The organism is [Leptolyngbya] sp. PCC 7376 (genome assembly GCF_000316605.1).
In the GTDB taxonomy this organism is placed as follows: domain Bacteria; phylum Cyanobacteriota; class Cyanobacteriia; order Cyanobacteriales; family MRBY01; genus MRBY01.
The window spans coordinates 947,275-959,981 of record NC_019683.1; the positions used below are offsets into that span (position 1 = coordinate 947,275).

The 12,707-nt window shown below is 40.7% G+C and carries 12 protein-coding genes; 1 reads left to right on the top strand and 11 read right to left on the bottom strand.

Annotated features, from left to right (window positions below; all coding sequences use genetic code 11):
* Positions 1–924, bottom strand: a complete 924-nt coding sequence (locus LEPTO7376_RS04225) for a class I SAM-dependent methyltransferase (protein WP_015133012.1) — start codon at positions 922–924, stop codon at positions 1–3.
* Between the two features lie 200 nt (positions 925–1,124).
* Between LEPTO7376_RS04225 and LEPTO7376_RS04230 the strand changes: the two genes are divergently transcribed.
* On the top strand, positions 1,125–2,621 hold the full coding sequence (locus LEPTO7376_RS04230) for a glycoside hydrolase family 13 protein (protein WP_015133013.1): 1,497 nt from the start codon (positions 1,125–1,127) through the stop codon (positions 2,619–2,621).
* A gap of 22 nt (positions 2,622–2,643) precedes the next feature.
* Here LEPTO7376_RS04230 and LEPTO7376_RS04235 read toward each other — a convergent pair whose 3' ends face one another.
* From LEPTO7376_RS04235 to LEPTO7376_RS04280, 10 genes are all read right to left on the bottom strand, one after another.
* A complete protein-coding gene (locus LEPTO7376_RS04235; RefSeq protein WP_015133014.1) occupies positions 2,644–3,720 on the bottom strand; it encodes a glycosyltransferase family 4 protein in 1,077 nt (358 codons plus the stop codon).
* A gap of 76 nt (positions 3,721–3,796) precedes the next feature.
* The gene (locus tag LEPTO7376_RS04240) at positions 3,797–4,723 is read right to left on the bottom strand and encodes a sulfotransferase family 2 domain-containing protein (RefSeq protein WP_015133015.1); all 927 of its coding nucleotides are present in this window, start codon (positions 4,721–4,723) and stop codon (positions 3,797–3,799) included.
* Positions 4,724–4,812: 89 nt separating this feature from the next.
* Positions 4,813–6,048 (bottom strand): glycosyltransferase family 4 protein, encoded by a 1,236-nt coding sequence (locus LEPTO7376_RS04245; protein WP_015133016.1) that lies wholly within the window; start codon positions 6,046–6,048, stop codon positions 4,813–4,815.
* 54 nt (positions 6,049–6,102) lie between these two features.
* The gene (locus tag LEPTO7376_RS04250; protein ID WP_015133017.1) at positions 6,103–6,987 is read right to left on the bottom strand and encodes a glycosyltransferase family 2 protein; all 885 of its coding nucleotides are present in this window, start codon (positions 6,985–6,987) and stop codon (positions 6,103–6,105) included.
* Positions 6,988–7,089: 102 nt separating this feature from the next.
* Entirely contained in the window at positions 7,090–7,635 is a 546-nt protein-coding gene (locus tag LEPTO7376_RS04255; protein WP_225901172.1) for an acyltransferase, read from the bottom strand.
* Between the two features lie 17 nt (positions 7,636–7,652).
* On the bottom strand, positions 7,653–8,687 hold the full coding sequence (locus LEPTO7376_RS23180) for a glycosyltransferase family 4 protein (protein ID WP_015133019.1): 1,035 nt from the start codon (positions 8,685–8,687) through the stop codon (positions 7,653–7,655).
* 8 nt (positions 8,688–8,695) lie between these two features.
* A complete protein-coding gene (locus LEPTO7376_RS04265) occupies positions 8,696–9,655 on the bottom strand; it encodes a glycosyltransferase (RefSeq protein ID WP_015133020.1) in 960 nt (319 codons plus the stop codon).
* 6 nt (positions 9,656–9,661) lie between these two features.
* Positions 9,662–10,741: a glycosyltransferase gene (locus tag LEPTO7376_RS04270; RefSeq protein WP_015133021.1), complete on the bottom strand. Its 1,080-nt coding sequence runs from the start codon at positions 10,739–10,741 to the stop codon at positions 9,662–9,664.
* A 17-nt stretch (positions 10,742–10,758) separates the two neighbouring features.
* Positions 10,759–11,661, bottom strand: coding sequence for a hypothetical protein (locus LEPTO7376_RS04275; protein ID WP_015133022.1), 903 nt, complete (start codon positions 11,659–11,661; stop codon positions 10,759–10,761).
* Positions 11,662–11,723: 62 nt separating this feature from the next.
* Positions 11,724–12,638: a hypothetical protein gene (locus LEPTO7376_RS04280; RefSeq protein WP_015133023.1), complete on the bottom strand. Its 915-nt coding sequence runs from the start codon at positions 12,636–12,638 to the stop codon at positions 11,724–11,726.
* Between the last annotated feature and the right edge of the window lie 69 nt (positions 12,639–12,707).

The following is a 12,707-nucleotide window of genomic DNA, read 5'->3' on the forward strand; positions in this document are numbered from 1 at the left end:
TTAGCCTTTTACTTGGGCAATTACAGTGCGATGACGCGCCGTATTTTCTTTTGAAAATGGTGTTTCAAAGCCACACTGAACCAGTTCAGTACCTACATCCAACGAAAAATATTGGTCGAGATAGGGCTCAGTGCTCTTGAGCAAGGCCAAAATATAGGGCTTCATGGTTCGGTACACTTCAGCCTGCGGATTCATGTCCATCATCGCGAAATGACCGCCAGACTTTAGGATTCGTCTCGCTTCTTGGAAAATGGCGATCGCCGCACTTTGGGGCAACTCATGGAACACCAAAGAACAAGACACCAAATCCACTGACTGATCCGGCAACGTTGTCGCCTCGCCCGCTGCATGGAGCCAAGACAGTTGAGGGTAGGTTGATGCGGAACGATAATTTGCCACCGCAAGAAAATAGGGAGACAGATCAATGCCAGTCACCTGTGCTGCAAAAAATAAGTCTTGTAGGGCTTCGGTGCTCAACCCCACACCACAGCCAATATCAACAATTTTTTTGGGAGCTTGGGGCAATTGCGCTTTGAGAATATTTTGGTAGCTCTCCCGTAACAGACGATCACCCTCAACAGTGGGTTCACCAAATAGCGTCGAATGAACTGCTTTCGATGCAGATTCCACCTCTAGAGCAGGTTCCCAACCGAGGTTCCCTTCTTCGTAAGCGTGGAAAGAAGTGGTGTAATAGTCGGGATATTTTAAAGCGGGATCGGCGATCGCCTCCAATTCTGGTTGCCAATTACGCTGTTGGAGCTCTTCCACATTTTTTCGCCAAGGCACACCCAATTTTTCGGCACGGGTAATCATCATGTGTCGAGCGCGATTTTTTGCGAAGTCGGCGATCGGACGGACAGATAAAATACCGTTCACGAGTTTCGAACGCAGATCTGTTTCCTTGGTGGGAGTGCTGGCAGTCATAAATAATTTTGGGGTTTATGCAGCTTGGCAAACAAGTTTTTAATAAATCTAATTTTAAAAGTTTCAGCCGCGAGTATTAATCCCCTGACACAGAATGTTGCGTGATCCAAAGTGTGGCGATCGCCTGTTAAGGGATTGATTCAAGTCGCGATAGTCTCCATTACCCTGAGGGCAGACATGAACGAGAGACAAGACAACAGATGCCAGTGCAAACACCAGATTGGGTAAAATCAGCAGTTTTCTATCAAATTTTCCCAGACCGTTTTGCCAAAGCTGAACCACCGACTTCTTCACCAGCCATGCAAGTCCCCCTCGAATCATGGCACAGTCCCCCAACTCTACAGGGCTACAAAGGCGGTAATTTATGGGGTGTGATCGAAAAGCTGGATTATCTCCAAGACCTGGGCATTACGGCAATTTACCTCACGCCAATTTTTCAGTCAGCTTGTAATCACCGTTATCACACCCACGATTATTACCAAGTTGATCCATTATTGGGCGGTAATCGTGCTCTAAAAGTTTTACTTGATGCGGCTCACCAGCGAGGGATGAAAATTGTGTTGGATGGGGTGTTTAACCATGCGAGTCGCGGCTTTTTCTTTTTCAATGACATCCTCGAAAATGGCCCCCATTCTCCTTGGCTAGATTGGTTCAAAGTGACCAAGTGGCCAGTGTCAGCTTATGACGGTAGCTTGCCTGCAAATTACGCCAGTTGGATAGATAATCGTTCGTTGCCTCAGTTCAATCACGACAATCCACAAGTGCGCGAATATATTATGCGAGTGGGTGAATATTGGGCTGAATTTGGCATAGATGGCTGGCGATTGGATGTGCCGGAACAAATTGAAGCGGAAGGTTTTTGGCAAGAATTCCGAGATCGCCTAAAAAGAATCAATCCTGACCTCTACATCGTCGGCGAAATCTGGATCGATGCGCGGCAATGGCTGGATGGCACTCAGTTTGATGGGGTAATGAATTATCTGTTTACGAAGGAGGCGATCGCCTTTGCAGCGGACAATGTGGTGCCAGAGCTGATGGAATGGCCTTTCCATCGAAAATATGAACCCATTGATGCCGCGGAATATGATCGCAGAATGCAACATCTTTTAGGTCTATACGACTGGGAAATTCAGCTCACTCAACTGAATCTGCTTTCTAGCCATGATGCCGCGCGATTGTTTACGGTCGCAGGCGGAGAAACGGAAAAATCAGGGGCGATCGCCGCCGCCATTAAGAGTGTCAAACTTTGTACAGTGCTATTAATGACCTTTCCTGGTGCACCTTCGATTTATTACGGCGATGAAGTGGGTTTAGGCGGCGGTATAGATCCAGACTGTCGGCGCGTTTTTCCAGAGGAAGCAGCATGGCAATCAGAAATTCACAAATGCTATCGCGAGCTAATTCAGTTACGTCACCAATACCCAGCCCTCCAAAAAGGCCATTATCAAACGCTTTTTGCGGAAGGTAAGATTTACGGTTTCAGTCGACAGCTAAAAAATGACAAATCCTCTCAGACCATCATCATTTTCATTAATGCTGACACTGACAATCTTCAGACCACTATTTCTCTGGATGCCATAGGAAATTATGGGGCGATCGCCCAGAAATATGGCGACGGAAAGAGTCAATTGTCTAACAATCAATTAAACATTTATTTACCGTCTCGCAGTAGCGTAATTCTTGAATGTTTACCCTGAGAAATTCAACAGATGTAGAGATCTAGAGCACTTCAGAAAATAATTTTACCCAGCGTTCTGCGCCAGCTTCTGGATGCCATTGGGAAGAATTTTTGTAGGATGCTTGGCTCGCAGCAGTTAATTTTTCGGGATTACTAATATAGGTTAAAAGAGCTTGGTAAAGTTCCTGTTGATCACCTGCGCTAAAAATAATGCCGTTATCTTTTACAAGATCAGCGGCAGACCCGACTGCATCGGAACAAATAATTGGTAAACCGGCTCCCACTGCTTGGTTGACGACCACTCCCCAACCGTCATAACGACTGGGTAAAACAAAAATATCGGCTTGATTAAAAAATTCAGGTAATAAATCGGGCGCTTGGAAGCCAGCATAAATTACTTTATCTTTGACTGATTCAGGGATATCAGCCATAAAATCTGCAAACTCAGCTTCTCGGCCAACCATTGTAAGCGTTGCATTTAATCCCTGCTCAATAATTTGCGAAAAGGCTTGCAGCAGAGTATCAACACCTTTACGCGCAATGATTTGTCCACAGAAGAAAATATTAATCGGATCTCTTGGGCGTTGTGGAATGTCTTTTTGGAAATTTTTCAGATCACAATAATAAGGAATTGGAGCAACAAGTTTATCAGGATAACGAGTTTGATAATCTTCCACTGCTGCTGCACCAATCGCGGCGATCGCCCGACAATTATTCAAACTGGCAGCAAACGCTTTCTGAATATCGCCTTTAACCCCAGTGGCAGCACCAACCATTTTTTCCCCCCAAAAAATACAAGGGATTTTGCTTGATTGCGTCCGGAGAATCCATTGGGACACAAAGCTTTGATAGCCATTGAGCACGACAACATCTGTATCCTCAAAATTCGGGAGATGCCAATTCACATGGAATCGTGATGACCCCCAACGCAAATCAGTTCCTGGCAACACAGATTCATAATCATTAAGCGGTTTCTGAGGCCACGGAGAATCATCCACTGTCATTTCAAGATATTTGACTTGCAGAGAAATATCAGGGCGGGCGGCGATCGCCGCGAACAAATCCCGTTGATAGGGCGAAGGTAAGATCGAATAAAAAGTAACCTTTAGATTAGACATTCAGTCTCCATGTCAATCATCAAATAAAAACAATAAAAGCTTTACGTTTCAAACCCCAAAAGTAATACCAAACTAATTAGGATGGACGACCTATCTGACCTCTGGCAAACGCTTTCATGAAATCATAATATCCGTAAACTGTCCCAAACAAGCGATTAAAAATAACGTTTCTCTCACGAAAATCAGCAATGATTTTCTCATTATCTAACTGATATTCAGCTAACTGTTGTTTGAGACGTTTTTCTGCATACTCATATAATGCAACATCAAGATTATTTTTTTCTCTGATTTTCTCTCTTAATTCAGGAGAAACATTTAACTTCTCTTTGCTTTTACTTGTATTTCGTCTGAGATAAAGAGAGAAATTCCAGTCCATAATTTCTTTCAATAATAAAACTGAATGATCAAAGTATTCTGTTAAACCAACTAGAGCAAAATCTTCCTCGATATGTTTTATCGCTAGGTCAAGTAGCGATTCATCACACTCTCCTGCAGGAGTTTGATTGATAAAATAGCTATTGCTATCACCAGCAATAAATCTAACCTGACCATTATCGAGTTCAAACAAAGGTGTGTGCAAAGCAAATTCTTCTAGGGTTTTTCCAACAGCATGTTCATGATAGTAAGCAGTTGGATTATTTACTGAATATTCATATAAAGAAATAATCCTTGAAACAGGCTCTCGAAGAAAGGTCATATATACCAATGGTTTTGGGAGATCTCGATCAATGCCATAACAGAAATGACCAATAAAATATCGGTCCTTCATTGATTTCTGTCGCATAATCTCCCGAACTTCTGAAGGAGGAGTCTGGCGATTCAAGAGTCCCATGACTCTACCAAGTATTGATCTCCCTAGTTTTCTCCTAAAAATTCTTTGAAGACTTATTCCTCCCGTCTTTTGAATATGCAAGAATACTATAAATTTCTTTTTCGTGTCTAAACCAGAGGGAGTCGAATACATTTTGATATGGTTACTTAAATTAAATTTATCGTTATACATTAAGAAAAGGAAAGACGATATATTAGCAAACAAAAAGCTTTCATGATAAATCACCAGAAGTTTTCACAATAAACTTCGGAAAACAATCTTTAATCTGCCCCTATCAAAGTTTGTAAGGATTGACTTAAAGAGTCTATTGAAAATTGAGGTTTTGGCTGGATCATCTGTGACATTGTTCGCAATTGTTCTGGGCTATTTTTCAACTGTATCAATGCCTGCTGAATATCTTCTCCAGTAACATCATTTAAGACGATACCATCAATATTATCTGTAACCACTTCACCACAATGCTTTGAAGCAATAATTGGGAGTCGCCAAGCTTGCGCCTCAAGCTGCGTCAACCCAAAGCCATCGGACAAAGTAGGGAACAAAAAAACATCTGCCTGCTGATAATAGTTTGCGGTTTCGCTGCGAGGAACCGCTCCCACCCAATGAATATTTCGGCAATCTCGTAACGCCTCCGGAATCTCAATTTGCTGATTTCCGACAAACCAAAATTCGATTGTGTCGTCCTCTATTAATGAAGTGATCGCCTCCAAACAAGCCCGAATCCCTTTTCGCAAAGTCACTAATCCTAAAAACAACACGCGCATGGGGTGATCGCCAGTAAATGTATCAGGATATTGTCGCTGAAAATTCTGCGCATTAGAAGGCATTTTATACACCAAAGGTACCGTCTTAATCTTGGCAGGCATTACATCACCTTGCACCAGTAGCTGCCTAGACCATTCAGAATTCACCAAAATATAATCGCTCAACTCACATTCCTGCCGCCAATTGTCCCAATATTCCGATGATACAGGTTGCCAATCTGGAGCTAGATCAGTATATTTTTGAGCTTCTGCTATCACAATTTTTTCTTCCTCAATTCCAGGATCAATTTGTCCTAAAACCGTCATCCATCCCTGGGATTTTGCATATTTAAAAATCTCTAATGCTGCATAACTATAGGAAAACACAACTATTTTAGAAGTAGAATATTGTGAGGAAATTTGCTTTAGCTTTCGTATAATCTGCCTTTGATACCAATCATTACGGGCAATCATCCTAGGCCAAGCGGAAGTCTTTAGTAATCGCTGTTGTGCTTCAAACAAAATTAGTTGGTTTGTCGCACTATAAATAGAGGACTGACTTAATGCAGAATGGTGGCGATCGCCTAAACTTTTCAAGCTATTAATTGGTAACTTGTTCAATAGAGAATCAGGTTTAACCCAAGCATCCGTGAATAATGCTCCAAGCTGGCCTGCCTGCTCTAAAGACCTAGGAATCGAATAATGTTCCCTTGCCCCAAGTTGACAACAAAACCACTGAATTTCTGATTTCATTCGTTGTATCACAGCTCATCACTCAATCAAAAAATCACGACTAGACTCTTAATATTATGCTGAAAGCTCAGATATCGGTTGCCGTTTCAATCGTAAAAAAGACTTTAATTTTTCGGCTTTCACGACAGATCGATGCTGATGATTCTCAACCAACAAACGTGGAATATTTATCAATCCTTTTCCAATTCCAGCCAAACGTTGATTACGAATCAACCATAAAATCCGATTGGCTGTTTGTCCTAGTCCAATCCACCATAGCAGTACTGGATAGCGCAAATAGGTCAATAAAATTTGATTACTAATACTAGCTGCTGTGATTTTTGGACTACCATGACGTGTCAGATCAGTATCATGAAAAACCCGCAACCATGAACTAACTAAAACTCGCCAATCTTGATCAAACAATCGTAATGACAAATCCACCTCTTCCATGCCATAGGCAATAGGTAGTTCAACATAACCACCAGTATTTAAAAAGAGATTTCTACGATAGGCACACCCACAACCGACAAAAGAATGTGCCCAATTTACTTCGTCTTTTTCTGGCAAAATAGTTTCATTACGATGGTAAATTGCTGCACCAATTACAGCGGCCTTAGGATACTTCTGAAATAGTGCTAAAAGCCTTGCGAAATAATCAGAATCTAGCGGATAAGAATCATCATCAAAGCTCGCAACGATATCATATTTTGCCTGCTTAATTGCTTTGTTTCTACCACCACCTGGTCCCACACGACGATCACCCTGAATAATCACAATATCAATCTTCCCTATTGATAGAGACTCTAGCTGTGGCTTTGTAATCTCATCACCACAATCAATATGAACAACGATTTCAGCAGGATGTGGTTCACAAGCTACGATTTTTTCAATGGCAACAATTAAGTCGTCAGGGCGCTGATAGGTGGGAATGACAACACTAATATCACAGGTAGTCATAACTTATTTAGACCAATTTTTGATAAACACAATAAATCCTTTTTCCGCTAGCAATAACACCCTAAAAATCATACTTTTGCTTATATATTAAGAATCATACTATTAAGATACTTCAGCTTCACCTTTCATCCGAATGACTTTCGCTGGATTCCCCACGGCGATCGCCTGAGCGGGGATATCTTTTGTCACTACGCTCCCTGCACCAATTACAGCACCATCCCCAATCGTAATCCCTTTCAGAATTGTGACATTAGCTCCAATCCAAACACGATCGCCAATCACCGTCGGTTTACAGATAAGCTCTTGCTCTAAAGGTGTCAAATTAGGGTTGAGACCATGATCATGATCGGTAATGTAGCAGCCGGGACCCACGCCACAATCTTGTCCAATCTTTAATAGCTTAGCTGCATCCAGAAAAGTATTGCGATTAATATAGGTTCTCGCACCAATCATTAGTTTTTTCTCCCCAGTATTATCACCACTACACAGCAATACAATACCGCGATCTAAAGCACAGCCTTGACCTAGTTGAATCGAATCAAAATCATGAGGGATTTCAATATCCTGTATCCAACAATACCCATCAATGGTAGCTCCTTTCGTTTTGAAAAAAAAATTTCGCCACCTACTTTTTAGTGCTCTAATCACCTTGTTTAGCATCTCTTTTATATAGCGATCTTATGATAAAAATTCTTGGTGTTTTGTGCGACTTTATCCCAAGATAAAGTCAACGCTTTTTGTCTTGCTGCATTAGACATTCTAATTTGTCTGTCCATAGATTTAGAGAGTACTAACAACATCTCTATTAATTCTTGAGCATTATTTTCTGTTGCTAGATAAGCACAATCATCTCCTGTATATTCAAAAATCCCTCCTACATCTTCAGCTACTAATGGAACACCGCAAGATAGTCCTTCTAAAAGTGCATTATTAGCCGTCGCATCTTCCATACAAAGCAGCTGGCAAGAGGCATTTTGATAAGTTTTCCGCAATTCTTCACTGGATAAACGCTGTAGCAAAGTTACATTATTTAAGTCGCCAAATAAATGGTGATGCTGAGAAGAACAAAGAATCTGAAAGTGAATGTGCGAATGCTCTTGTAAGCTCAGACAAATTGTACGTAACAATGGAAACTTACGTCGATAATTCCCTACTGATAAGACATTAAATGTAGATGACTGTTTATTTCGCTGTTGTAAAGGCGTGAAATATTCTGTATCGATACCATGATAAATGACCGAAATATTTTGCGGTTCAACTCCTTGTTCTTCAAAAAAATGGCGCTGGCTCTCGCTCATTAAAATAATGCCATGTAGTTTCCTAAGGCGATCTTTTTGAGTGATGATTTTATTAAGTTCATCGGAGCAAGCATGAAATGTGACGCAGAGTCGATGTTGATCTAAATTTAACAACTGATCTAGATATCCAAAATCCCGCTCACCCCATAATAAATGAATTAAGATATTTGATTTTTTTTTGCTTGCTTGAAGAACTTGCCACTCCAAATTAGCCGAACTTACTTGATACCAACTAGAAACAGACTTTGTGCGAAACAATCTATTTGCTAGTCGGTTCGTAAGACCCACTCCAAGGCGCTCTACATGAATGCAAGTACTATCTTGAATATACTTTGAAAGAATAGAATATCCAGAATGTCGACTAAAGTTAGCGTCATCAGAAAAGGCAATAATTTTATCCATAAATTAATTTACTTTACTTTTAAGAATTTCCGGTTAAATTCTCCAATAGATTCTGCTGCAGTAAAACCAAATGCTTGATAAATTAAACGATATATTTGTGGAGCAGCAGATCCTGATGGAATAAAGTTTTTTTGTGTTGCTTTAATCTGTTGAGCAATGGTCTGAGCCCATACTGGATCAAATAACCAAATTTGACGTGCACATTCAAACCGAGCTTGATTAATTGCCGTCTGCCTTTCTAGAGTAAGTTGGTTATTCTTATTTAGATAGGACTCTAAATCAGTTTCAATTGCTAATCGACGACGAAAAACTTCTGGTTTATCTTTCTTGCAAACTGTGTTTTCACTCCATTGTCGATAAACGGAGCCGGCTTGATTGAAATAAACAAATTTTTGTTTTGTTTTTAGTAGTCTTAGGTATAACTCATGTTCTTGACAACAAGGCTGATTGATTTTCCATTTCCCAGCATCAATAATTGCCTGTTTACGCCAGAGAGGGCTACCTGTCTGAGGAAGAAACCACCGTGCTAACAATATCCAAGGATCATGGGGTTGAGGTATAGGCAAAATCTCTTGGATCGCGCTGCCATCTGATTGAATATATTCGTAAATACTTGGAGAATACACAATGTCAGTGTCTGGGTTTTGCTGTAAATATATAATTTGCTCTTCTATTTTTTTTTGTTTTAAATAGTCATCTGAATCAAGATATTGTAGCCATTCACCAGTACTTTTATCTAACAATTTATTTCTGGTAATATTCCCTCCTTGATTAGTCTGAGTCTGCCATCGGATATGTTTGCCAAACTGTTTAATAACATTGAGACTTTGATCCGTAGAACCGTCATCAATGACGATTACTTCTTTATTCGAATATGTCTGTTCAAGAGCACTCTCAATCGCCTGCCCTACCCACTGCTCAGCGTTATAACAAGGAATCAAAATACTGACTTTGATATCTTCTTTCATGGCAGTTTAGGGTGCGTGATAAACATCATTTGTTTTCTCTGCAATCATTTGCCAATCAAGGTGATCACCGGCTTCTAGCGTTTTTTTTGCTACATCACCAAGATTACTACCGATACTAGCGTGAATTTTCTGAGCTAAGCCCTTTTTATCACCATCGTCATAGAGCAAATAAGTACCTTCACCCAAAGTTTCCAGCAAATTCTCTAGCCTCGGTGCAATCACAGGTTTACCATAGGACATCGCCAGAATAAGACTACCAGACGTCAAAATACGCGTGAAAGGCAATACAACAACATCTGCTGCACTGAAATAGAGGTGTACTTCGTCATTGGGAATAAATTCATTCACGAATCTAGCATGCGCCAACTGCGATACTTGAGTCGAAATAGCCTCTCCATACTCTTCCTCCAAAGCTCTGCCTGCAATCACCAAAAAAGCAGTATCAGCAAGGGAATGGTCTACTTGCCAAATATTCAACAATGACTCCAAACCTTTATAAGGTTTAATCATGCCAAAATTGAGAAATATTGTTTTTTCTACAGGCAAGCTCAGCTTGCGGCGTGCATCTTCTTTTGAAATAGCTGTCATATATACTTGGCGATAATGGCCATGGGGGATAACTGCGATTTTCTGAGCATCAACCCGATAAGTATCTAAAACCTGTGTCTTCGCAACTTTACTATGAACAATCGCCTGATCAACATAGGATAAAAAGATTTGCTTGAGCCATTTTTCTAAAAGAGGAAATGTCGTATTATGAGCAATCAAATTGTGAATTGTCCACACAATTCTTACCCTTCGACTTTTCACTAAAATAATATCCAGCAAAAACTTCAAGCAATAAAAAAACTTAATCAGAAAATTGGAACCTTTCAAGTAAGGATTAAGCCAGTGAATATGCAAAACATCAATTGAGTTCTCCTGCATTTGTAGTTGACGAAATAACGGAAAAACACGACGGTATCCCTTGCAAAAGAAAACTGATGTTTTACATTCATTGAGTGCATTAGCAAGCAGGCCTTGATAAGGATTGTCTTGACGATAATCAGGCATCATCAGTACATTTAATAAAGCATTCTCTGACATCTATTAATTATCCTTTACTAGGCTACCAACTGCTGTAAAAATCCCTGCTTCGCTAATTGCTTTATCCCTTCGCTATACATTAAATGACGAATCGCTCCAACATAATGACGACTCGCATCCTGACCGCGATCACCCTCGAGATGAACATCATAAGTCTTGGGTAACAACTCAGTACCAAACTTTGAGCTGCAGAGCGCATACATTGTTTGCTCAATACGCCAAAAATGGCCGATTGCATCTGGCAACTGTAAAAACTCCTCGAGCCAATCCAAATTCAGTGACTCCTTATGGATTAATCCCAAGCCAGAATTAAATCGATTAATTACCTCGAAACCGGCCTTTTCCTTGACCACAGCGGGGTCAATCGTATAGGCATTACTTACATCACCATTAACGCTGTTGAGCTTATATTCTGGGTTTTCAATGCGTTCTAATAGCTCTTTAGGCTCCGCAAAGAAAATCAAGTCGCTATCAAATAACAACATCCGATCTGCATTTAAATATGCCCGAAAATCGAACACTTTGGGTGATAAATGGTTAGTTTCGCGAAACTTGAGACAATTTGGATAATCCTTCAATTGTGGCAAAACAAATGCATCAGCTTCATGGCGCTCAATCACACGGGCATTAGGAAAATGGTAGCAAAAAGCAGCCAACATCTCAGACGTTAAAGATCCATCATCATGGATACAAAGTCCATATTGGCGACCCGAATACACGTAAAAGGATTTGATCGACCACATTAGGTTCAGCCAATCCCGTTGCGATGTCATCACATGCAATTCACAGCTCGTATCTGTCGTTTCTGTAATTGGACGCGTACCTAAAATTTTAGGGCGGACAATATCACGATAATAGGCTACCGATAAACCATGGCCAAATTTTTCTTGGAATTTTAAACGGAGTGAACCTAGTGACATGATCTTAGGAGGATTTTTCGTAAGGAACGGAATAAATAATCGTGCAGCAATACATTGAGACTTTAGTTTGCTGATGGACTTTTCAGAACGCCATATTTTCTCAGGATATTTTTAACGTCACTACCGAATTGCCAAAACCAAGGATAAAATTCCTTCCAGTTACGTCTGAGAGGTGTTTCCCAAACTTTCTTTTGCCATGGGAATGTGTTTTCTTCAACGTCTGGCGGCAGGACACTAGTAAAGATTTCATCCCAATTTTCTCCATAATTGTTGCGGAGGTATTGTGCAGCAAATTTTCTGGCACGCAGATGGTATTCATGGCGAGAGATTTTGGTCACGACACCATAGGTACTACCGCTTTGATCATGATAGATATTGGCAATATCTGAGTATGCGAGAAACCAATTATTTTTGTATACCTTGTAGGCTAGTTCAGAACTAGCACCTTGAGAATAGTGAAACTGGGGGTTACAGTAACCAACTTCTCGGTAAGCTGTGCCTCGCATTAACATTGCCAGTCCGTGGATAGTGGAGGCTTTATGCCATTTACGTAATTCTGGTTTAGGGTGACATCCTTTATAGTCATCGGCTTCTGGTTCTCCCGGCCCAATAGCAGCCATGCGGGGATTCTCTTGAAGAGCTTCCCAGAGTAATTGAAGAGTGTCTTCACCTTCGGGAAAAATAATGTCGTTCACAACAAACCAATAGTAATCGTACTCGAGCTTGATTTGGTGGGCAAATTTGATACCCTGGTTAAACGCATAGTAACGCCCTTTATAGTTGCGATCACCAAAGTAGTGGGTCATATATTTCGAGCGTTTATTGGGATGGCTACCGGCTTCAACCACGATCAGAGAAACGTCGAAGTTCCCGCCCATTTGCTGAACCTGTTCTACCACATTATTTGTGATCTTGGGGCGATCACGGTTCATGATGATAATGGCAACAGTTTCTCTTTTTTGCTGCTTAGTTTCCATTAATTTATCTCGAAAGAAATGTTTAAAAGGTCAAAAATCATAGTCTTTAGGGACTCAGATTATGGGATA